Annotated in this window: 18 protein-coding genes; 15 read left to right on the forward strand and 3 right to left on the reverse strand. The window is 75.1% G+C overall.

What is annotated here, in order from left to right:
* Window positions 1–28: 28 nt before the first annotated feature.
* Window positions 29–1,408 carry an MBL fold metallo-hydrolase gene (locus ACVMYR_RS27090; RefSeq protein WP_396788130.1) on the reverse strand — a complete coding sequence of 460 codons (1,380 nt, stop codon included), beginning with the start codon at window positions 1,406–1,408 and terminating at the stop codon, window positions 29–31.
* Between the two features lie 255 nt (window positions 1,409–1,663).
* Here ACVMYR_RS27090 and ACVMYR_RS27095 point away from each other — a divergent pair, with 255 nt between their 5' ends.
* The 6 genes from ACVMYR_RS27095 to ACVMYR_RS27120 are packed head-to-tail and all read left to right on the forward strand — an operon-like array spanning window position 1,664 to window position 8,278.
* Window positions 1,664–3,073: a rhodanese-like domain-containing protein gene (locus ACVMYR_RS27095; RefSeq protein ID WP_396788131.1), complete on the forward strand. Its 1,410-nt coding sequence runs from the start codon at window positions 1,664–1,666 to the stop codon at window positions 3,071–3,073.
* Window positions 3,070–3,675, forward strand: coding sequence for a rhodanese-like domain-containing protein (locus ACVMYR_RS27100; RefSeq protein ID WP_457123096.1), 606 nt, complete (start codon window positions 3,070–3,072; stop codon window positions 3,673–3,675). Before ACVMYR_RS27095 ends, ACVMYR_RS27100 begins: the two co-directional genes overlap by 4 nt.
* On the forward strand, window positions 3,672–4,580 hold the full coding sequence (locus ACVMYR_RS27105; protein WP_077936983.1) for a sulfite exporter TauE/SafE family protein: 909 nt from the start codon (window positions 3,672–3,674) through the stop codon (window positions 4,578–4,580). The genes ACVMYR_RS27100 and ACVMYR_RS27105 overlap by 4 nt, the downstream gene beginning before the upstream one ends.
* Before the next feature lie 59 nt (window positions 4,581–4,639).
* The gene (locus tag ACVMYR_RS27110; protein WP_228986705.1) at window positions 4,640–5,131 is read left to right on the forward strand and encodes a PH domain-containing protein; all 492 of its coding nucleotides are present in this window, start codon (window positions 4,640–4,642) and stop codon (window positions 5,129–5,131) included.
* Between the two features lie 52 nt (window positions 5,132–5,183).
* Window positions 5,184–6,842, forward strand: a complete 1,659-nt coding sequence (locus ACVMYR_RS27115) for an FAD-dependent oxidoreductase (RefSeq protein ID WP_141722322.1) — start codon at window positions 5,184–5,186, stop codon at window positions 6,840–6,842.
* Window positions 6,839–8,278 carry an ATP-binding protein gene (locus ACVMYR_RS27120; RefSeq protein WP_457123097.1) on the forward strand — a complete coding sequence of 480 codons (1,440 nt, stop codon included), beginning with the start codon at window positions 6,839–6,841 and terminating at the stop codon, window positions 8,276–8,278. Before ACVMYR_RS27115 ends, ACVMYR_RS27120 begins: the two co-directional genes overlap by 4 nt.
* Window positions 8,279–8,582: 304 nt before the next feature.
* On the opposite strand, the gene ACVMYR_RS27125 is transcribed toward ACVMYR_RS27120, so the two are convergent.
* A complete protein-coding gene (locus ACVMYR_RS27125) occupies window positions 8,583–9,701 on the reverse strand; it encodes an NB-ARC domain-containing protein (protein ID WP_457123098.1) in 1,119 nt (372 codons plus the stop codon).
* 231 nt (window positions 9,702–9,932) lie between these two features.
* On the opposite strand from ACVMYR_RS27125, the gene ACVMYR_RS27130 reads away from it, so the two are divergent.
* Both ACVMYR_RS27130 and ACVMYR_RS27135 read left to right on the forward strand, forming a co-directional pair.
* The gene (locus ACVMYR_RS27130; RefSeq protein WP_077936987.1) at window positions 9,933–10,958 is read left to right on the forward strand and encodes a trypsin-like serine peptidase; all 1,026 of its coding nucleotides are present in this window, start codon (window positions 9,933–9,935) and stop codon (window positions 10,956–10,958) included.
* A gap of 143 nt (window positions 10,959–11,101) precedes the next feature.
* On the forward strand, window positions 11,102–11,332 hold the full coding sequence (locus ACVMYR_RS27135; protein ID WP_144082591.1) for a hypothetical protein: 231 nt from the start codon (window positions 11,102–11,104) through the stop codon (window positions 11,330–11,332).
* Between the two features lie 25 nt (window positions 11,333–11,357).
* On the opposite strand, the gene ACVMYR_RS27140 is transcribed toward ACVMYR_RS27135, so the two are convergent.
* Window positions 11,358–12,380, reverse strand: a complete 1,023-nt coding sequence (locus tag ACVMYR_RS27140; protein ID WP_457123099.1) for a phosphotransferase family protein — start codon at window positions 12,378–12,380, stop codon at window positions 11,358–11,360.
* A 115-nt stretch (window positions 12,381–12,495) separates the two neighbouring features.
* Here ACVMYR_RS27140 and rfbB point away from each other — a divergent pair, with 115 nt between their 5' ends.
* The 7 genes from rfbB (at window position 12,496) to ACVMYR_RS27175 (ending at window position 21,370) form a co-directional block, all read left to right on the forward strand.
* A complete protein-coding gene (gene rfbB, locus ACVMYR_RS27145) occupies window positions 12,496–13,494 on the forward strand; it encodes a dTDP-glucose 4,6-dehydratase (RefSeq protein WP_457123100.1) in 999 nt (332 codons plus the stop codon).
* Window positions 13,495–13,573: 79 nt separating this feature from the next.
* Window positions 13,574–14,545, forward strand: a complete 972-nt coding sequence (locus ACVMYR_RS27150; RefSeq protein WP_457123101.1) for an ATP-binding cassette domain-containing protein — start codon at window positions 13,574–13,576, stop codon at window positions 14,543–14,545.
* Complete coding sequence (locus ACVMYR_RS27155; protein WP_091284325.1) at window positions 14,542–15,375, forward strand: ABC transporter permease; 834 nt, start codon at window positions 14,542–14,544, stop codon at window positions 15,373–15,375. The genes ACVMYR_RS27150 and ACVMYR_RS27155 overlap by 4 nt, the downstream gene beginning before the upstream one ends.
* Window positions 15,376–15,473: 98 nt before the next feature.
* Window positions 15,474–18,263 (forward strand): DEAD/DEAH box helicase, encoded by a 2,790-nt coding sequence (locus tag ACVMYR_RS27160; RefSeq protein WP_457123102.1) that lies wholly within the window; start codon window positions 15,474–15,476, stop codon window positions 18,261–18,263.
* An 11-nt stretch (window positions 18,264–18,274) separates the two neighbouring features.
* Window positions 18,275–19,621, forward strand: coding sequence for an SWIM zinc finger family protein (locus tag ACVMYR_RS27165; RefSeq protein WP_457123103.1), 1,347 nt, complete (start codon window positions 18,275–18,277; stop codon window positions 19,619–19,621).
* Between the two features lie 64 nt (window positions 19,622–19,685).
* Entirely contained in the window at window positions 19,686–20,453 is a 768-nt protein-coding gene (locus ACVMYR_RS27170) for a TetR/AcrR family transcriptional regulator (RefSeq protein ID WP_077936995.1), read from the forward strand.
* 62 nt (window positions 20,454–20,515) lie between these two features.
* A complete protein-coding gene (locus ACVMYR_RS27175; RefSeq protein WP_457123104.1) occupies window positions 20,516–21,370 on the forward strand; it encodes a S1 family peptidase in 855 nt (284 codons plus the stop codon).
* The last annotated feature ends 5 nt before the right edge of the window (window positions 21,371–21,375 follow it).

A 21,375-nucleotide genomic window follows, 5' to 3' on the forward strand; every position in this document is an offset into this window, starting at 1 on the left:
CCCGGCCCGTGGCCGCTCCCGCCGGCGGTCAGACCTGCGCGTACGCGGCCCGCCAGGCGCCGTAGCCGCCGAGCAGGTCGGAGACGTCCCGCCGGCCGGCGCTGCGCAGCAGGCTCGCCGCGACCGAGGAACGGTAACCCCCGGCGCAGTGCACGACCACGGGCCGGTCGGCGGGCACCTCGTCGAGGCGACGGGTCAGCTCGGCCAGCGGGATGTGCAGCGAACCCGCGATGGCCCCCTGCTCCCGCTCCCCGCCGTTGCGGACGTCGAGCACGACCGGCGGCTCGGCGCGGTCGAGCGCGGCGCGCAGCTCCGTCGCCGTGACCCGGCTGGCCCGGCTCGTCTCGGACGCCAGCTCGGCCAGGGTCGCCCCCGCGTCGCGCAGGTGGCCGAGGACCCGGTCGAAGCCGATCCGGGCGAGCCGTACGACGATCTCCTCCTCGCGTCCCTCCGGCGCCACGACGAGCACCGCGCGGTCGGGGGCCACCACGCTGCCGGCGGTCTCGGCGAACCGGCCGTCGGCCGGGATGTTGATCGCCCCGGCGACGTGCCCGGCGGCGAACTCCTGCGGGTCGCGGGCGTCGACGACGACCGCGCCGTCGGCGCGGGCCCCGGCGAACTCGGCGGCGGTGAGCGGGCGGGCCGTGGCGCGGGAGTCGAACAGCTCGTGCGCCCGCCGGTTGAGCACGGCGTCGAACGCGAAGTAGCCCGGCGCGGCCGGCTGGCCGCCGGTGACCAGGGCGAGGAACTGCTCCTGGCTCATCGGCGCGCAGGCGTAGTTGGTGCGGCGCTGCTCGCCGATGGTGGACTGCCGCTCGGTGGAGAGGTTCTTGCCGCAGGCGGAGCCCGCCCCGTGGGCGGGGAAGACCCGCACCTCGTCGGGGAGGCCCATCAACTTGCGCTGCACGCTGTCGTAGAGCATCGCGCCCAGCTCCTCTGCGGTGACGCCGAGGGACGCGAGCAGGTCGGGGCGGCCGACGTCGCCGATGAACAGCGCGTCGCCGGTGAGGACGCCGTGCGGCACCGGGTCGGCGGCGTGCTCGTAGACCAGGACGCTGATCGACTCCGGGGTGTGGCCCGGGGTCTCCATGATTTCCAGGGTGACGTCACCGAGGCTGATCCGCTCGCCGTCGGCGAGCTTGCGGATCGGGTACTCGGTCTCGGCGCGCCGGCCGTAGCCGATCCACGCGCCCGTCGCGGCGGCGACCTCCAGGTGGCCGGCGAGGAAGTCGGCGTGGAAGTGCGTGTTGATCACTCCCTCGATGGTCAGCCCGTGCGCCCGCGCGTCGGCGAGGTATTCGCCGATGTCGCGGCGGGGGTCGACCAGCACGGCCCGGCCGGTGCGCTCGTCGGCGACGAGGTAGGACGCCTGGGACAGGCAGTCGAGGTAGTACTGCGTGAACAACATGGGCCGGTCTCCTCTGCGGTGATGGTCGGCGGTACACCGACTGTAGCGCATACCCCCCGGGGTATATTCCGGGTCGAAGGTCCCGTCCCTTTCCGGGTGGGCCGCTGGCGGATCGCGTACCCCCGGGGGTATGTTCGAGCCGGTGGCGCGCGGCCCGCATGGCGACGGCGGGCGCGGGTAGACCGTGGTGCGCCCGGCTTCGGGCGCAGTCCGCCGACAGCATACCCCCCGGGGTATTTGTGGAGGGAGTACGCAATGACGCTCGACGTGTCCGTCGTCGCGACCTCGTCGCTGGGCGACCGCAGCTACCTGGCCTCCGACGGCCGGGTGGCCGTCGTGGTCGACCCGCAGCGCGACGTCGACCGCATCCTGTACCTCGCCGGCACGAAGGGGACACGGATCACCCACGTGGTCGAGACCCACCTGCACAACGACTACGTCTCCGGTGGCCTGGAACTGGCCCGCCTGACCGGCGCGCGATACCTGGTCGCCGCCGCCGACGACGTCCGGTTCGACCGGGACCCGGTCACCGACGGCGACACCGTCGCCATCTCCGACACCCTGCGGCTGCGGGCCGTGGCCACGCCGGGCCACACCTTCCACCACCTGTCGTACGTCCTCGACGAAGCCGCCGCCGGCCGGTGGCGGCCCGTCGGCGTCTTCACCGGCGGCTCCCTGCTGTTCGGCACCACCGGACGCACCGACCTGCTCGGGCAGCGGCACGCCCACGACCTCGCCCACCGCCAGCACGCCTCGGCCCGACGGCTGGCCGACCTGCTCCCCGACGGGACGCAGGTGTGGCCCACCCACGGCTTCGGCAGCTTCTGCTCGGCCAGCCAGGCCGACGCGCCGGACTCCACGATCGGCCGGGAACGGCGGGTCAACCCCGTGCTGCGGCTCGCCGCCGACGACTTCGTCACCGAGACCCTCGCCGGGCTGGACGCCTACCCCGCCTACTACGCCCACATGGGCGTGGCCAACGCCGCCGGACCCGCGCCGGTCGACCTCACCCCGGCGGCCCGCGCCGACGCCGCCGAGCTGAGCCACCGGCTCGCCGCCGGGCAGTGGGTGGTCGACCTGCGCCACCGCAAGGCGTACGCCGCGTCGCACCTCGCCGGCACGGTCGCCCTCGGCCTCGACGGGCCGATGTCGACCTGGCTCGGCTGGCTGATCGACTGGGGCGCCCCGCTCACCCTGCTCGCCGAGACCCCCGAGCAGGTCGCCGACGCCCAGCGGGAACTGGCGCGCATCGGCATCGACCGGCCCGCCGCCCAGGCCACGGGCGCGCCCGAACGGTGGGCGGCCCGGCCGGAGCAGCTACGGCAGCTGCCCACGGCCGACTTCCCCGCGCTCGCCGCCGCCCGCGCCGGACACCCGCCCGCCGGCCTGCCCGCGCCGGACGTCGTGCTCGACGTCCGGATGACCAACGAGTGGACCGCCGGCCACCTCGACGGCGCGGTGCACATCCCCCTGCCCGACCTGCCGAACCGCCTCGCCGACGTGCCCGCCGGCACCGTCTGGGTGCACTGCGGCTCCGGCTACCGCGCCACCGCCGCCGCGTCCCTGCTGGCCAACGCCGGCCGGGAGGTCGTCGTCATCGACGACCGGTTCGAGCGGGCCCAGACCCGACCGACCGGGACCGACAACAGGAACGAGGAGACATGAGCACTTCCGAGAACACCCGCCCGGCCACGCTCGACGCCGCCGGCCTCCGCGAGCTGATCGACTCCGGCCGCGCGCCCCGCCTGCTCGACGTGCGTACCCCCGCCGAGTTCGAGACCGCGCACATCCCCGGCGCCTACAACGTCCCGCTCGACCTGCTGCGCGAGCACCGCGAGGAGCTGCGCAACCACCTCGACGAGGACGTGGTGCTGATCTGCCGCTCCGGCGCGCGCGCCACCCAGGCCGGGCAGACCCTCGCCGGGGTCGGGCTGCCCCGCCTCAAGGTCCTCGACGGCGGGATGCTGGCCTGGCAGGCCGCGCACGCGCCCGTCCGGCAGGGCGTCCCGCGCTGGGACCTGGAACGGCAGGTCCGCCTCGTCGCCGGCTCGATCGTCCTGGTCGCCGTCCTGGGATCGGTGCTCGTCCCCGGCCTCAAGTGGGTCGCCGCCGCCATCGGCGCGGGCCTCACCGTCGCCGCCCTCACCAACACCTGCGCGATGGGCATGCTGCTGGGCAGGCTGCCCTACAACCGGGGCGCGAGCTGCGACCTCGACACCATCGTCGGCCAGCTCCGCGAGGGCTCGACCGCCGGGCGGCGGTCGTGACCGGCAGCCTGGCCCTGACCGTCGGCCTCGCCGTCCTCATCGGCGTCAGCCTCGGCCTGCTCGGCGGCGGCGGCTCCATCCTCGCCGTGCCGCTGCTCGTCTACGTCGCCGACCTGCCGGCGAAGGAGGCGATCGCCACCTCGCTGCTCGTCGTCGGCGCCACCAGCGCCGTCGGCGTCCTGCCGCACGCCCGCGCGCACCGGGTGCGCTGGCGCACCGGCCTCGTCTTCGGCCTCGCCGGCATGACCGGCGCGTACGCCGGAGGCCGCCTCGCCGCGTACGTCCCGGCCGCCGTCCTGCTCACCGGGTTCGCCCTGATGATGCTCGCCACGGCGGTCGCCATGATCCGGGGGCGGCGCGACGCCGGGGACCGGCCCGTGCCGCACGAGCTTCCCGTGCCGCGGGTGATCCTCGACGGGGTCGTGGTCGGGCTGGTCACCGGCCTGGTCGGGGCGGGTGGCGGCTTCCTGGTGGTGCCCGCGCTGGCGCTGCTCGGCGGCCTGCCGATGCCGGTCGCCGTCGGCACCTCGCTGGTGGTCATCGCCATGAAGTCCTTCGCCGGCCTGGCCGGCTACCTCTCCACCGTCAGCATCGACTGGGGGCTGGCCGCCGCCGTCACCGCCGCCGCCGTGGTCGGCAGCCTCGCCGGAGGCCGGCTCGCCGGGCGCGTCCCCGAGGCGGTGCTGCGCCGGGCGTTCGGGTGGTTCGTGGTGGTGATGGGCGTGTTCGTCCTGGCCCAGCAGCTGCCCGACGGGCTGCGCACCAACCCGGTGCTGTGGATCGCCCTCGGCGTCGCCGTCGCCGCGGCGGTCACCGTCACCGCCACCCACGGCCGCCGGGCCGCCCCGGTGGAGGCACCGCCGTCGACCGAGGCCGAGGTGGCGCACGCCGGCCCGCCCGCCTGACCCTGCCACGGGGACGTCCGACGTCGGTGCGGCTCGACCCCGGCTGCCAGGATGGTCCTGTGAGGACGTGGACGCGGCCGTACGCGGACCCGATGCGGTGGTTCAGCGGGGCGATCGCCTCGGCCGGCACGATGCTGTGCCTCTTCGCCGGGCTGCAGGTCGCCACGCACTGGGAGCGGATCGCCCCGATCCAGGTGGTGCCGGTCGCCGCGTTCTTCTCGGTGTGGCTCACCATCGCGTGGCGGCTGCACCGCACCGCGCTGGTGGTCAGCCCCGCCGGGGTGCGGGTGCGGTGGCTGTGGGCGACGCGGACGGTCCCGTGGGAGCAGGTGGACGGCTTCCGCACCGGGCCCGACTGGCTGGTCGCCGACCGGCTCTGGATCGCGCTGAGCGACGGCACCGAGCTGCGTACCCCGGTGCGCCCGCGTCGGCCCGGGCCGGTCACCCTGCGCGACGGCGGCACCGCCCTCGCCGCCGGGCCATACGCCGAGCTGCTCGCCACGCTCGACAGGTGGCGGGCCGCCGCGCCGCCCGTGGCCCCGCCGGCCTGACGCAGGGGCCGTGGGCAGCGGAGCCGTAACGCCGGGGTGGTTTGATGGTCCGATGGCGCACCCGGTGATCCTCTCGATCGACGACGACCCGGCGGTCTCCCGCGCGGTCGCCCGCGACTTCCGCCGCCGCTACGGCGACCGGTACCGGGTGGTGCGCGCCGGCTCCGGCCCGGAGGCCCTCGACACGCTGCGCGAGATCAAGCTGCGCGGCGAGCAGGTGGCGGTGCTGGTCGCCGACTACCGGATGCCCGAGATGAACGGCATCGAGTTCCTCGAGGCCGCGATGGACCTCTTCCCCGCCGCGCGCCGGGTGCTGCTCACCGCGTACGCGGACACCGGCGCGGCGATCGACGCCATCAACCTGGTCGACCTCGACCACTACCTGCTCAAGCCGTGGCACCCGCCGGAGGAGAAGCTCTACCCGGTCGTCGACGCGCTGCTGGAGGCGTGGACGGCCAGCCCGGAGGCCGCCACCACGGAGATCCGGGTGGTCGGGCACCGCTGGTCCGCCCCGTCCTTCGCGGTGCGCGACTTCCTGGCCCGCAACCTGGTGCCGTACCGCTGGTTGCTGGCCGACGAGCCCGAGGGCGGCCGGCTGCTCGCGGCGGCCGGGGCGAGCGCCGCCGACGTGCCGCTGGTCGTCACCGCCGACGGCAAGGCCCTGGTGGCGCCCACGGAGACGGAGCTGGCCGGCCTCGTCGGCCTCAACGTCGTCCCGGCGGCGGACTTCTACGACCTGGTGGTCGTCGGCGGCGGGCCGGCCGGGCTCGGCGCTGCCGTCTACGGGGCGTCGGAGGGGCTGCGCACGGTGCTGGTAGAGCGGCGGGCAACCGGCGGGCAGGCCGGGCAGAGCAGCCGGATCGAGAACTACCTCGGCTTCCCCGACGGCGTGTCCGGGGCGCAGCTCACCGACCGGGCCCGCCGGCAGGCGCTGAAGTTCGGCGCGGAGCTGCTGAGCACCCGGGAGGTCGTCGGCTTGGCGGAGGCCGGTTCGGCGCGGCTGCTGCGCTTCGACGACGGGTCCACCATCGCCGCGCACGCGGTGGTGCTGGCGACCGGCGTGTCGTACCGGATGCTCGACGCCCCCGGCCTGGCCGAGCTCACCGGCCGGGGCGTGTTCTACGGCTCGGCCGCCACCGAGGCGCCGAGCTGCGTCGACCAGGACGTCTACATCGTCGGCGGGGCGAACTCGGCGGGCCAGGCGGCCGTCTACTTCTCCCGGTACGCCGCCCGGGTGCACGTGCTGATCCGGGGCGCGGACCTCACGGCGTCGATGTCGAGCTACCTGATCGACCAGCTCGACCGCATCGACCGCATCACCGTGCACCCGCACACCGAGGTGGTGGCCGGCGCGGGGGAGGAGCACCTGCAACGGCTGACCCTGCGCGACACCCGCACCGGCGAGCGGCGCGACGTCGACGCGTCGTGGCTGTTCGTGTTCATCGGCGCGGAGCCGCGTACCGAATGGTTGGAGGGCGTCGTGGTCCGCGACGAGCGGGGATACGTGGTCACCGGGCCGGACCTGGTGGCCGGTGGGAGCCGGCCGCCCGGCTGGTCGCTGCCCCGCGACCCCTACCACCTGGAGTCCAGCCTGCCCGGCGTGTTCGCGGCCGGCGACGTGCGCGCGGCCTCGGTCAAGCGGGTCGCCTCCGCCGTCGGCGAGGGCGCGATGGCCGTGTCGCTGGTGCACCGCTACCTGGAGGCGCAGTGAGCGGCCTGACCCCCGCCGAGGTGCGGACGCTGTTCCTGTTCGAGTCGCTCGACGACCGGCAGGTCGCCTGGCTGGCCGAGCACGGCCGGGTCGAGCACCGCACGGCCGGGGAGGCCGTCTACGCCGAGGGCGAGCCGGCGACCTGCTTCTTCGTGCTGCTCGCCGGCGAGGTGCGGCTGTGCCGGACGATCCACGGCGAGGAGGTGGAGATCCTCCGCACGGCGCAGCGCGGGGTGTACGGCGGGGCCACCCAGGCCTACCTCGACGACCAGCAGATCTACCGCAACGGGATGTGGTCGGTCACCGACGCGGAGTTCTTCGTGCTGCCCGCCGAGACGTTCGCCCACGCGGTGCGATCCTGGTTCCCGATGGCGATGCACCTGCTGGAGGGGCTGTTCATCGGGATGCGGGACACCCAGACGGTCGTCGGGGAGCGGGAGCGGCTGGTGGCCCTGGGCGCCCTGTCGGCGGGGCTGACCCACGAGCTGAACAACCCGGCGAGCGCGGCGGTGCGGGCCGCGTCCGCCCTGCGGGACCGGGTCGCCGGCATGCGGCACAAGCTGGCGATGATCGCCGACGGCCGGCTCGACGGGCGGCGGCTGCACGCCCTCGTGGCGTTGCAGGAGGAGGCGGTCGAGCGGGCGGCGAAGGCGTGTGCGCTGTCGCCCCTGGCCACCAGCGACGCCGAGGACGAGCTGACCGACTGGCTGGACGACCAGGGGATCGCCGCCGGGTGGGAGCTGGCCCCGATGCTGGTCGCCGGCGGGCTGGACGTCGCCTGGCTGGACCGGGTCCGCGCGGAGCTCGGTGCCGACGACCTGGAGCCGGCGGTGCGGTGGCTGACCTACACCGTGGACACCGAGCTGCTCATGCGGGAGATCGCCGACGCGGCCACCCGGGTCTCCAAGCTGGTCGGCGCGGCCAAACAGTATTCCCAGCTCGACCGGGCGCCCTACCAGGTGGTGGACGTGCACGAGCTGCTCGACGCGACGCTGGTGATGTTCAAGGGCAAGCTCCCGCCGGGGGTCCGCCTGGTCCGGGAGTACGCCCCGGCGCTGCCCCCGATCCCCGCGTACGCGGCCGAGCTGAACCAGGTGTGGACCAACCTGATCGACAACGCGCTCGGCGCGATGGGCGACGAGGGCACGCTGACCGTCCGCACCGGCCGGGTCGACGACCAGCTGACCGTCGAGGTGGCCGACACCGGCCCCGGCATCCCGGCGGCGGTGCGCCCGCGCATCTTCGAGCCGTTCTTCACCACGAAACCGGTCGGCGAGGGGACGGGGCTCGGGCTGGACATCTCGTACCGGATCGTGGTCAACAAGCACCACGGGGACATCCGGGTGACGAGCGAGCCCGGCCGGACGGTGTTCCGCGTGCTGCTGCCGATCAGCCCCGCCCCCGGCGTGGCCCCGGAGGTAGCCCCAGCGCCGTGACGCGGGCTGGCTGGCTGCGGCAGCGTGCCTGGCCTGGCCTGGCCTGGCCTGGCCTGGCTTGGCTTGGCTTGGTCTGGCTTGGCCCGGCCGACGTCGCGTGACACGGCGTGGTTTCCGCTCGCCGGGTGCCGACACCTTCTCCGCCCCCTTTGCTCTGCACCCGCATACGCAACGCCTACGCAGCGCGACGGTCCGCCGGTCGCGGCGTCGTTCGCGTTTGCGTTCGCGTGCAGCCCGGCTGGGTGCTGCGTCCGTGGGTGCAGAGCAAAGGGGGCGTGCGAGGTCGGTTGGGGTCGGAGGAGGGTCACCCAGAGTCAGCCAGCGCCGTCGACCGTTGCACGCACAACCGGGGGTGGTCCACCACCCGTACCGGGGCCAGGGGCGGCCCCGGCAGAGCGGTCGTGGCCAGGGCGGGTGCCGTGGCCAGGGCGGTCGTGCGGTGGGCGGTCATCCGCTCCGCCGCGACCCGCAGGGCCAGCGGCCGACCGCCGCAGCGCCGGACCAGGTCGTAGGCGGACTCGGGGTCGGCGTCGACCCGGTCGCCGATCAGCCCGCGCAGCAGCTCGACGCCCGCCTCGGCGCTCAGCGGACCCAGCTCCAGCCGCCGCGCCCCGTGCCGCACGACCAGCTCGGCCAGGCCGTCCCGGCTGGTCACCAGGACCAGGCAGCCGGGCGAGCCGGGCAGCAGGGGGCGCACCTGCCCGACGGTGCTGGCGTTGTCGAGCAGCACCAGCATCCGGCGTCCCGACATCCGGGTGCGGTAGCGGGCGGCGAGGGCGGCCGGCGACGCGGGCAGGTCGGCGGTGGCGACGCCGAGGGCGTCGAGGAAGGCCGTGAGCACCTCGACCGGTGTCGGCGGCTGCCCGGGGCTCTCGCCGCGCAGGTCGGCGTAGAGCTGGCCGTCGGGGAAGCGGTCGGCGACCCGGTGGGCCCAGTGCACGGCCAGCGCGCTCTTGCCGATCCCGGTCGAGCCGGTGAGCAGCACGGTCATCATCGCGGCCCGGGTGGCGCCCTCGGCGAGCAGGCCGTCGAGCGCGGCGCGGACCGGGCCGCGCCCGGTGAACGGCAGCACGTCCGGCGGCAGCTCGCGGGGGACGGGCGTGGCGTCGGCGGGTGCCCACGGCCGGGCGTGCGGCGCAGGGTCGACCAGGCTGTCGTCGTGCGACTGGCAGCGGTTGGCCCGACGCCACAACGTGGCGAACTCCTCGACGTCGCCGCCGAGCACCCGGACGATCTCGCCCACCACCTCCCACCGGGCCAGGCGGGGGCGCGTGAAGACCGCGTGGATCGACGTCGGGTTGATGCCCCGGGGCCGCCGCTCGGCGCGGGTGAGCTGTTGCAGCCGGCGCACGCTGGGCTGGCCGGCGGCGAGGTGCAGGGCGTGTAGTCGGTCGTAGAAGTCGGCGAGGGGACCTGCTGGCACGAGAGGGCGGGTGAGCCGGCCCATTGGCGTTCTCCCCACATCTTGGCGCTGGCCCGGAAACCTCCGAGCTTCACCACTGTCCGATGTTGAATCCTTGCGGTCAGTCAGGTCGCGGACACACTGTCAGCGACAGAGTTGACGGCCCCGGGTCCTTCCGTCGCCGTTTCCCGGCCCCGCATGCTGTGCCGAGCGCTTAGACAAGCGCCAATGTGTTTGGTGGGAGGAGAACGAATGCACTTTCCGGACATCCGGCGGGTGGCCACGGTCACCGCGTCCGCCGCGCTCGTCGCGGCGACGGTGTTGGTGGGCACCGGGCCCGCGCAGGCAGCCCCCGTCGGCGGAGCGTCGGCCACCACGGTGGCGGCGACCACCTCCACCACTGCGGCCCGCAGCGGGCTGACCGCCGCCCAGCAGGCGAGCGACTACTGGACCAAGGAGCGGATGCGCACCGCGATCTCGGCGGACGTGCTGGTCAAGAAGGCGGGAGCCGTGGCCGGCAAGGGCCTGAAGCCGACCGGGCCGGCCCGCTCCGTGCCGCCGGCCGCGCCCACCGTGACGGCCGCCTCCAGCGTCGCGTCGCAGGCCGGTGGGGACATCAGCGCCTACGTCGCCGCGTCCGCCACCGTCGGCAAGGTCTTCTTCTACAACCCCGTGGACGGCAAGAACTACGTCTGCTCGGCCGGTGCCGTGAACAGCACCTCCAAGCTGCTCGTCATGAGCGCCGGGCACTGCGTGCACGGCGGCAGGGGCGGCCAGTGGATGCAGAACTGGGTCTTCGTGCCGCTCTACAACTACGGCGCCGAGCCGTACGGCCGGTGGTCGGCCAAGTACCTGACCGCGTTCAACGCCTGGATCAACGACAGCAACCTCGACCGGGACGTCTCGTACATCACCGTGTACCCGAACGCGTCGGGCCAGCGGCTGGTCGACCGGGTCGGCGGCAACGGGCTCTCGGTCAACTACAGCTACACCCAGGCCGTCACCATTCTCGCCTACCCGGCGGCGCCGCCGTACGACGGCGGGTGGCAGCAGTACTGCCAGGGCACGACGTACCGGCCCGGCAGCGAGAACAAGATCGCCCTCAACTGCGGCTTCACGGGCGGCTCCAGCGGCTCGGTCTGGCTACGCCTCTACAACGACGTGTACGGCTACGTGAACGGAATCATGAGCACACTGAACAGCGCCGGGGTGAACAAGAGTTCGTACTTCGACACCGCGGTCATGGACGTTTACAACTCGGTCGCGGCCCGCGTCTGAGTCATCCGATCGGGTGATGCCCGCCCCCGGCCCGGACCCGACGGATCCGGCCGGGGGCGGCGCGCGTCCAAAGAGTGTGGTCGTGGCCGGGCGTCGAGTTCCCGGTCCCGCGTCGCCGCGGGGGCGGCGGAGAGGAGTGCGGGATGAGGCAGGGGTGGGGTGCGGCGGTGGCGGTGGCCGTCGCGGTGGTCGTGGTCGCCGTCGTGGTGGCCGGGGTGGCGGCCCGCCGGTCCGGGCCGGGGGAGCGGCCGGCGGCGCCGGCGTCCGTGGGGGACAGCGGCGCGTCGAGCAGCCGGGCGCCGTCCCCGGACGGCTCGTACTGGGACCCGGGCCGGATGGGCAGCGCGGAGCCGGCCCCGATGCCCACCGAGTGACCCGGAACAGTCGGCGGACGCCGGCTCAGGGGCGGGGCAGGCCCCGGCCGAGGTCGGCCAGCTCCCGGTCGAGCAGCTCGACCAGGAGCGCGGACCGGCCCGACGCGTTCTCCCCGGTCATCCCCCGGCTGGGCATTTCCACGATCATCAGCAGGTAGAGGTGCAGCCGGTAGAGGCCGAGCCGCACCCGGGCCGCCGGGTCGAACGCCGCCGGGTGCCCGCCGGCCGCCCGCCAACCGCGCAGGAAGGGGTGGTCCGGCTCGTCCTCGGCCCGCCGGAACAGCAGCGGCGAGACCAGGTCCAGCAGCGGGTCGCCCCACAGGTAACGCTCGCCGTCGACCAGCCCGCACATCCGGTACGCGCCGGTCGCGTCCGGCGCGGCGAGGACGTTGCCGTCCCAGCCGTCGAAGTGCAGCAGGGCGGGGCGGCGCACCTCGTCCAGCGCCCCCGCGTGGTGGCGCACCAGCTCCCGGATCAGCCGTGGCCCGCCGGGCGGGGCGACGTCCCAGTCCACCGCGTCGGCGAGCAGGTCGTCGATGATCGCGGCGAACGCGCGTGACCACGTCGGCCCGCCGGCCCGGTCGCCGTCGTAGCCGTACCGGTCGCCGGTGATCCGGTGCAGCGCGACGGTGGCGGCGCCGAAGTCGGCGCGGGCCGGACCGGCGTCGACGTCGGCCGTCAGCTCGGCGAGGGGACGCCCGGGCAGCCGGTCGGTGAGCAGCCACTCGCCGCGTTCCGGGTCCCGGCCGTGGTGCAGCACCCGGGGCACGGGCACCTGCGGCGCGTGTGCGGCAACCAGCCGGAAGTAGCGTGCCTCCGCCGCCGCCAGGCCGCGCTCGTAACGCAGCAGGCGGGCCTCGGGCGGCGGCGCGACCTTCAGCACGGCCGCGCCGCCGTCGTCCAGCGTCAGCCACCACACGGTGGCGAAGCCGCCCCCGCCGAGCGGTCCGCAGTCGACCACGTCACGCCCGGGGCCGAGGGAGGCCCGGACGTGCCAGGCCACGTCGTCCCGGGTGAGGGACCGCTGGGTGGGGCTGGGCCCGCTCATTCCGCACCTCCGCGCCGTGTGTGGGGTGGACAGTCCGCCCGGCAGCGAGCCTAGGCAGTGCGCCCAGGTGGCCGGGTCCGACCCCGCTGCGGGCCGCGTCGGTTAGCGTCGCGGCATGGAACACATGCTGGTCACCGGGGGTGCGGGGTTCGTCGGCGCCAACTTCGTGCGCCGGGCGCTGACCGCCCGGCCGGGCCTGCGGCTGACCGTGCTCGACGCGCTCACCTACGCCGGGAGCCGGGACAGCCTCGCCGAGGTCGCCGACCGGATCACCTTCGTCCGTGGCGACGTTTGCGACGGCGACCTGGTCGACGCCCTGGTCTCGGACTGCGACACGGTGGTCCACTTCGCCGCCGAGTCCCACGTGGACAACTCGTTGCAGGACCCGACGCCGTTCCTGCGTACCAACGTCGAGGGCACGTTCGTGCTGCTGGAGGCGGTTCGCCGGCACGACCGGCGGCTGCACCACGTCTCCACCGACGAGGTGTTCGGCAGCCTGCCGCTGCACGGCGGCGGGGCGTTCACCGAGCAGAGCCGGTACGACCCGTCCAGCCCGTACTCGGCGACGAAGGCGGCCTCGGACCTGCTGGTGCGGGCGTGGGGCCGGTCGTACGGGGTGCGGGCGACGACGTCCAACTGCGCGAACAACTACGGGCCGTACCAGAACGTGGAGAAGTTCCTGCCCCGGCAGATCACCAACGTGCTGCGCGGTCAGCGGCCCAAGCTCTACGGCACGGGCGCGAACGTGCGGGAGTGGACCCACGTCGACGACCACAACGACGCCGTGCTGCTGATCCTCGACGCGGGGGTGTGCGGGGAGACGTACCTGATCGGCTCCGGGGCCGAGTGGAGCAACCGCGCCCTGCTGGAGTTGACCCTGACGCTGCTCGGTCGGCCCGCCGACGACTTCGACCACGTGCCGGACCGCCCCGCCCACGACCTGCGCTACGCCTGCGACAGCTCCAAGATCCGCCGGGAGCTGGGCTGGCGTCCCCGCCACCGGGACCTGGCCGACGGGCTGGTCGCCACCGTCGACTGGTACCGCCGCAACGAGTGGTGGTGGGGGCCGCAGAAGGCCGCCACGGAGGCCCGCTACGCGGCGATCGGCCGGTAGCGGCGTCACCGTCGCCCTGCCCGTACGTGCTACCGTATCTTGTACGGCAACGTTGGTGGGGTGCGGCGGAGGGGGCGACGTGACAGCGGGTGGATACGCGATCGCGGCGGAGGGGCTGCGCAAGCGGTACGGGGACGCCCCGGCCCTGGACGGCTTCGACCTGCGGGTCCGGCCGGGAACGGTGTGCGGCCTGCTCGGCCCGAACGGGGCGGGGAAGACCACCGCCGTGCGGATCCTGTCGACCCTGCTGCGCCCCGACGCCGGCCGCGCCGAGGTCGCCGGCTTCGACGTGGCCCGCCGGCCCGACCAGGTGCGCCACCGCATCGGCCTGGTCGGGCAGCGCGCCGCCGTGGACGAGGTGCTCAGCGGCCACGAGAACCTGGTCATCTTCGGCCGGCTGTGCCACCTCGGCGCGAAGCGCGCCCGGCAGCGCGCCGACGAGCTGCTCGACCGGTTCGGGCTCGCCGACGCGGGCGGCAGGCCGGTCAAGGCGTACTCCGGTGGCATGCGCCGACGGCTCGACCTGGCCGCCGGGATGATCCTGGCCCCGGCGGTGCTCTTCCTCGACGAGCCGACCACCGGGCTGGACCCGCGCAGCCGCAACGAGGTGTGGGAGGCGGTCCGCGAGCTGGTCCGCGCGGGGACCACCGTCCTGCTCACCACCCAGTACCTCGACGAGGCCGACCGGCTCGCCGACCGGATCTCGGTGCTCGACGGCGGGCGGGTCATCGCCGAGGGCACCCCCGACGACCTGAAGGCCCGGCTCGGCGGCGACCGGATCGACCTGGTCGTCCGCGACGCCGCCGACCTGGCCGCGGCCGGGGCCCAGCTCGGCCGGGTGACCGGCGGCGAGCCGGAGGTCGACCCGGACCGGCGGCTCGTCAGCGCCCGGGTGGAGCACCGGGCCGGCGCGCTGACCGAGGTGCTGCGGGCGCTCGACGCCGTGGGTGTCGCCGTCGAGGACGTGGCGCTGCGCCGGCCGACCCTGGACGAGGTGTTCCTGCACCTGACCGGCCGCCGCACCGAGACCGCCGAGGAGGTCCCCGCGTGACCAGCACGACCCTGCCCGACACCGCGTCCCCGCACGTGACGCCCGGCCGCCCCGCCCTGCTGGCCGACAGCGTCACGCTGACCCGGCGCAGCCTGGCCCACTGGCGGCGCGACCCGGGCCCGCTGGTCGCGGCCCTCGGGTTCGACATCGTCATGGTGCTGATGTTCGCCTACCTGTTCGGCGGCGCGTTGCGGGTGCCCGGCGGCGGCGACTACCGGGAGTTCCTGATGCCCGGCATGTTCGCCATGACCATGGTGTTCGGCATCAGCCTCACCACGCTCGCCGTCTCCGCCGACCTGGACCGGGGCGTCACCGACCGGCTCCGCTCGATGCCGGTCTCCCCGCTGGCCCCGCTGGTCGGCCGGGCGGCGGCCGACCTGCTCTTCGCGGTGCTCACCCTCGCGGTGATGCTGCTCGTCGGCCTCGCGGTCGGCTGGCGGGCGCACGGCGGCGTCGGCGACACCGTCGCGGCGTTCGGGCTGATCCTGCTGCTGCGCTTCGCCCTGGTCTGGGTGGGCGTCTTCCTCGGCCTCGTGCTGAAGGGCCAGCAGGCCGTGGCCGGAGTGCAGACGCTGGAGTTCCCGCTCGGCTTCCTGTCCAGCGCGTTCGTCGCCCCGGCCACCATGCCCGGCTGGCTCGGCGCGGTCGCCGAGTGGAATCCGCTGTCGGCGACCGTCGGCGCGACCCGGGAGCTGTTCGGCAACCCCGGCTGGGGCGGCGACTCCTGGGCCGTCCAGCACGCGCCCGCGCTGGCGCTGATCTGGCCGGTCGTGCTGGTCGCCGTCTTCCTGCCGCTGTCGGTGCGCAGGTACCGGGCCCTCGGCCGCTGACGCCCGCTGTAATCGTGCGGACTACGGTACGACGTACGCTAGGATTGTCCTTCCCTCGGCGGGCGGTCGCCGCCCGCCCGATCACCGCTGGAGGCACGGTGCGACTCGGCCGGTTCGCGGTCGTCTTCGAGCCGGGCGACCCGCCCCGGGCCGGCACGGTCAGCTTCTACGACCCCGCCGGGCACGCGCTGCCCGAGGAACTCGACGCGCTGGGGGAGTGCGGCGAGCTTGACCTCGCCCTCCGGCTCGACGGCCCCGTGGCGGCGTGGACGGTGCCCGCCTGCGCCGTGCCGGTCGGCGACGCGGTCCGGCAGCTCGCCGCGCTGCGCGACGCCGACGCCCCCACCCCCGCCGCCGCGTTCTGGTCGGCGGTGGCGGTCACCGGCCTGCACCTGGCCGCCCGGGGGCGGATCCTGCCCGGCGTCTCCCCGCAGGGCTGGGACGCCTGGCGGGTGGGCCCCCTCGACGTGGCCGACGTGGAACGCATCCGGGCCCTCGCGGCGGCGATGCCGCCCGAGGCGCGGGCGATACCGGTCGACGCCGCTGCCGAACACCTCACCCTGCCCGAGCCGGAAGGGCTGGTCCGTGCCTTCCTCGACGCGGTGGCCGACACCCTGCCGCGCAGCCCGGCCGCGACGTGGCTGACCGGCGACCCCCGGTTCGCCGGCCTGGACCCGGAGCCCGTGGACGACCTGCGCGACTGGGCGCGGGAAGTCTCCGCCGGCGTCGACACCGGCCTGCGGGTGGCGCTGCGGCTGGAGGGCCGGGGCGACCTCGGCAGCACGCCGCTCGCCGCCGTGGTGCGGCTGCGCAGCCTCGCCGACCCGACGCTGGTCGCCGACGCGGCGGCCCTGTGGGAGGGCGACGGGCACGGCCTCGGCGAGCAGGCCACCTTCGAGGCCATGCTCGCCGTGCGCCGCGCCGCCGTCGTGTGGCCGCCGTTGGAGCGACTCCTCGACCACGCCGCGCCGGTCGAGCTGGAGCTGCTCGACGAGGACCTGGTCGACCTGCTCGGCGGCGCTCAGGCGCGGCTCGCCGCCGCCGGCATCGACGTCGAGTGGCCGCCCGGGATCTCCCGCGAGATGGCCGCCCGGGTGCTGGTCAGCTCCCCGCCGGAACGGCCCGCCGAGGTGGCGGAGTTCTTCCGCTCCGCCGCTCCGCTGCCGCTGAGCTGGCAGCTCACCCTGGCCGGCGACGCACTGACCGACGACGAGATGGACCTGGTGGCGAAGTCCCGGCCGATCGTCCGGCTGCGGGACCGGTGGGTGGCGGTCGAGCCGGAGCTGGCCCGCCGGGCCCGCGAGCGGCAGCTCCCGCCGCGCAGGGCGTACGACGCCCTGGCCGCGACGCTGATCGCCAGCACCGAGGTCGAGGGCGAACGGGTCGACGTGGTCGCCGACGGCTGGCTGGGCGCGCTGCGCGAACGGATCGCCGAACCCGACGCCGGCCCCGAGCCGCTGGAACCGCCAGCCGCGCTCCATGGCACGCTGCGCGAATACCAGCTCCGCGGCCTGCGCTGGCTGGAGCGGATGACCTCCCTCGGCTTCGGCGGCTGCCTCGCCGACGACATGGGCCTCGGCAAGACCGTCACCGTCATCTCGCTGCACCTGCGCCGCCAGGCGGAGCCGGCCACCGCCGGGGCCACCCTCGTCGTCTGCCCCGCGTCGGTGCTCGGCAACTGGGAGCGGGAGATCCGCCGATTCGCCCCGGGCGCGAGCGTCCGCCGGTTCCACGGCACCGCCCGGTCCCTCGACGGGCTCACCGGCGGGTTCGTGCTGACCAGCTACGGCACCATGCGCCTCGACGCGGGCAGCCTCGCCGGGCACGAGTGGGGCCTGGTGGTCGCCGACGAGGCGCAGTACGTCAAGAACCGGCTCAGCGGCACCGCGAAGGCGCTGCGGGCGATCCCCGCCCGGGCCCGGGTCGCGCTCACCGGCACGCCGGTGGAGAACAACCTCTCCGAGCTGTGGGCGATCCTCGACTGGACCACCCCCGGCCTGCTCGACTCCGTCGGCGCGTTTCGGGCCACCTGGGCCCGGCCGATCGAGGTGGACCGCGACGGCCCCGCCGTGGCGCGGCTGTCCCGACTGGCCCGCCCCTTCCTCCTGCGGCGGCGCAAGTCCGACCCCGGCATCGCCCCCGAACTGCCGCCGAAGACCGTCACCGACCACCTCGTGTCGCTCACCGCCGAACAGGTGGCCCTCTACCAGCGGGTGGTCGCCGACGTGCTGGCCGAGATCCGCGCCAGCACCACCACCATCGCCCGGCGCGGCCTGGTGCTCAAGCTGCTCGTCGGCCTCAAGCAGGTCTGCAACCACCCGGCGCACTACCTGAAGGAGGCGCACGGCCCGTTCACCGGCCGGTCGGAGAAGCTGCAACTCCTCGACGACCTGCTGGAGACCATCCTCGCCGAGGACGGCGCGGCGCTGGTCTTCACCCAGTACGTCCAGATGGCCCGGCTGCTCCAGCGGCACCTGGCCGAGCGGGGCGTGCCGGCGCAACTGCTGCACGGGGGCACGCCCGTGCCGCAGCGCGAGGAGCTGGTGCGCCGGTTCCAGGCCGGCGAGGTGCCGGTGTTCCTGCTCTCGCTCAAGGCGGCCGGCACCGGCCTGAACCTGACCCGCGCCGACCACGTCGTCCACTACGACCGGTGGTGGAACCCGGCCGTGGAGGAGCAGGCCACCGATCGCGCGTACCGGATCGGGCAGACCAAGCCGGTGCAGGTGCACCGGCTGATCGCCCAGGGCACCCTGGAGGACCGGATCGCCGAGCTGTTGGAGGCCAAGCGGGAGCTGGCCGACGCGGTGCTCACCGGCGGCGAGACCGCCCTGACCGAACTCTCCGACGCCGAGCTGCTCCGGCTCGTGCAACTGCGCCACCAGGGATGAGGGGCCGCGACGTGGACTTCGATATCGACTTCGACTTCGACGAGGCGGAGCCCGACGACGAGCGGGAGCCGGACGCCGGGCCGACCGCCGACGAGCGGCGGGCGCGCAGCTTCCCGAGGTTCGGCCCCGGCCGGCGGGTCGGCAGGAAGTTCGCCGACACCTGGTGGGGCAACGCCTGGATCGAGTCGATGGAGCGCACCGCCCTCGACCCGGAGCAGCTCAAGAAGGGCCGCCGGTACGCCTTCGCCGGGCAGGTCGGGTCGATCACCGTCAGCCCCGGCCGGATCTCCGCCGGGGTGCACGACGGCGACCAGTACACCCCGCACGACACCATCGTGCGCGTCGGCACCCTCGCCGCGGCCGAGTGGGACCGGCTGCTCGACCGGGTCGCCGCGAAGGCCGGGCACATCGCGGCCCTGCTCGACCGGGACATGCCCCACGACCTGGTGCAGACCGCCGACGACGCCGGGGTGCGCCTGCTGCCCGGCTACGGCGACCTCGACCCCGAGTGCGACTGCCCGTCCTGGGACCACCCGTGCCGGCACGCCGCCGCGCTCGCGTACCAGGCGGCGTGGCTGCTCGACCGGGACCCGTTCGTGCTGCTGCTGATGCGTGGGCGGGGCGAGGCGGAGCTGATGGCGGACCTGCGCCGACGCAACGCCCGCCGGTCCGTCGCCGCCGACGCCACCGACGAGGCGGCCGGCACCCCGGCCGAGCAGGCGTACGCCGCGCCGCCCGCCGCCCTGCCCGCGTCGCCGGGGCCGGTCACCGGCGAGCCCCTCGCCCTCGCCCCGCTGCTCGCCGGGCACGAGGCGCCCGGCATCGACGCCGAGGCGCTCGGGGTGCTCGCCGCCGACGCGGCGCACCGGGCCCGGGATCTGCTCGCGAGCTTCGCGGGACCGGCGTCGTCGCCTCCAGGCGCGACCAGGGCGGGACCGATCGTCCCCGAGCCCGACGCCTGGTGCGACGCGGTGCGGTTGGCGGCCCGGATGCCGCGGTCTGCGGCGGCGAAGCGGCTCGGCGAGGCCAGCGGCCGGGCCGCCGACCTGCCCCGGGCCGTCAGGGCCTGGGAGTACGCGGGCGCGGCCGGCGTGGACGTCGTCGACGCGGTGTTCAGCCCGCCGAGGGAGCTGGTCGCCCGGGCCACCGAGGCGCTGCGCGAGGCGGGCGGGGTCGACGGGGCCGCGCCCGAGGTGCGCAACTGGCGCAACCGGTGGACGGTCGGCCGCGACGCGCAGGTGCGCTACGGCCGCGACGGCCGCTGGTATCCGTTCCGCAGGCGCGCGGGGCAGTGGTGGCCGGCGGGGCCGCCCGGCCCCGACCCGGCGGACGCGCTGCTCGACCTTCCCCAGAGCTGACGCTGTCGGCCCCGTCGCTCGCCCCGTACGAGGTACGGTATCCCGCCGTTAGGATGGCGGCACTATGTCGAACGCGCGCAAGGGCAAGGTCGACCCCGCCCGCAGCCTGGCCATCCTCTGGCGCACCCGCGAGCCGGCCAGCCGCAGCGCCGGGCCCGGCCTCAGCGTCGACCGGATCGTCCGGGCGGCGATCGAGATCGCCGACGCCGAGGGGATCGACGCGCTCACCATGCGCCGGGTCAGCGAGGCGCTGGGCGCCGGCACCATGTCCGTCTACACGTACGTGCCCGGCAAGGCCGAGCTGCTCGACGTCATGGTCGACACGCTCTACGGCGAGATGAGCCGCCCGGTTGACGTGCCCGGCGGCTGGCGGGCCCGGCTGGAGCAGATCGCCCGGGAGAACCTGCGGCTCTACCGCGCCCACCCGTGGCTGCTGCGCGCCGAGACGAGCCGGCCGGTGCTCGGCCCGAACCTGCTCGCCAAGTACGACTACGAGCTGGGCGCGGTGGCCGACGTCGGGCTCGACGACGTCGAGATGGACGCCGTGCTCACCCTGGTCCTCGGCCACGTGCGGAGCGCGGCGCGGGCCGAGCTGGACGTGGTGAACCTGGAGCGCGAGACCGGCATGACCGACGGCCAGTGGTGGCAGTCGCACGCGCCCTGGCTGGAGCGGTTCATGAAGTCGGGCAGCTACCCGACGGCCGCCCGGGTCGGCACCGCGGCCGGCGAGGCGCACGGCGCGGCGTACGGGCCGGAGCACGCGTTCGAGTTCGGCCTGCAGCGGGTGCTCGACGGCATCGCCGTGGTGGTCGCCGACCGTCAGGGCACTTGATCCGGGCGGGCCCGGACAGGGAAGCTGTACGCATCCACGCACGCCGATACATGGAGGTTCGGATGCGCCGCTTCCCCCTGCTCGCCCTCCTGCTCGCCGTACCCCTGCTCGCGCCGCCGGTGGCCGCCCACGCCGCCCCCACCGCCCCGACCGGCGCGCCCGCCCCGGTCGTCGTCGCCGACGCGCCGGCCGGCACCGCGTGGACCGTGGACCCGGCGACCGGCCGGACCACCGTCGCCGCCGACGACACGGTCGGCGAGGGTCAACTGGCCGCCCTGCGCGCCCGCCTGGCCACCACCGGCGCGGTGGTCCGCCGCGAACCGGGCCGGCTGAGCACCCTCATCGCCGGCGGGCAGGCCGTCTACGCCGCCGGCGGCGGGCGCTGCTCGCTCGGCGCGAACGTCCGCAGCGGCAGCACCTCCTACTTCGTCACCGCCGGCCACTGTACGACGACCGCCACCACCTGGTACGCCGACAGCGCCGGCACCAGCGTCCTCGGCTCCCGCGCCGGCAGCAGCTTCCCCGGCAACGACTACGGCATCGTCCGCTACACCTCCACCACCATCGCCCACCCCAGCGCCGTCCACACCTACCCCGGCACGCTGACCGTCACCGGCACCGCCGCGCCCGTCGTCGGCATGGCCGTCTGCCGCAGCGGGGCCACCACCGGCGTGCGGTGCGGCTCGATCACCGGGCTCAACGCCACCGTCAACTACGCCCAGGGCTCGGTCACCGGTCTGATCCGCACCAACATCTGCGCCGAACCCGGCGACAGCGGCGGCCCGCTCTACGTCGCCGCCACCGGCAGGATCGTCGGCATCCTCTCCGGCGGCAGCGGCAACTGCACCACCGGCGGCACCACCTACTACCAGCCGATCAACGAGATTCTCGGCGCGTACGGGGTGACGATCCCCTGAGCCGG

This window comes from Micromonospora sp. PTRAS2 (assembly GCF_054052245.1).

Excerpts from the sequence above, each read along its gene's own strand:
- ACVMYR_RS27090 (WP_396788130.1), bottom strand. The coding sequence starts at position 1,408 with ATGTTGTTCACGCAGTACTACCTCGACTGCCTGTCCCAGGCGTCCTAC.
- ACVMYR_RS27095 (WP_396788131.1), top strand. The coding sequence starts at position 1,664 with ATGACGCTCGACGTGTCCGTCGTCGCGACCTCGTCGCTGGGCGACCGC.
- ACVMYR_RS27100 (WP_457123096.1), top strand. The coding sequence starts at position 3,070 with ATGAGCACTTCCGAGAACACCCGCCCGGCCACGCTCGACGCCGCCGGC.
- ACVMYR_RS27115 (WP_141722322.1), top strand. The coding sequence starts at position 5,184 with ATGGCGCACCCGGTGATCCTCTCGATCGACGACGACCCGGCGGTCTCC.
- ACVMYR_RS27130 (WP_077936987.1), top strand. The coding sequence starts at position 9,933 with ATGCACTTTCCGGACATCCGGCGGGTGGCCACGGTCACCGCGTCCGCC.
- ACVMYR_RS27135 (WP_144082591.1), top strand. The coding sequence starts at position 11,102 with ATGAGGCAGGGGTGGGGTGCGGCGGTGGCGGTGGCCGTCGCGGTGGTC.
- ACVMYR_RS27140 (WP_457123099.1), bottom strand. The coding sequence starts at position 12,380 with ATGAGCGGGCCCAGCCCCACCCAGCGGTCCCTCACCCGGGACGACGTG.
- rfbB (WP_457123100.1), top strand. The coding sequence starts at position 12,496 with ATGGAACACATGCTGGTCACCGGGGGTGCGGGGTTCGTCGGCGCCAAC.
- ACVMYR_RS27170 (WP_077936995.1), top strand. The coding sequence starts at position 19,686 with ATGTCGAACGCGCGCAAGGGCAAGGTCGACCCCGCCCGCAGCCTGGCC.
- ACVMYR_RS27175 (WP_457123104.1), top strand. The coding sequence starts at position 20,516 with ATGCGCCGCTTCCCCCTGCTCGCCCTCCTGCTCGCCGTACCCCTGCTC.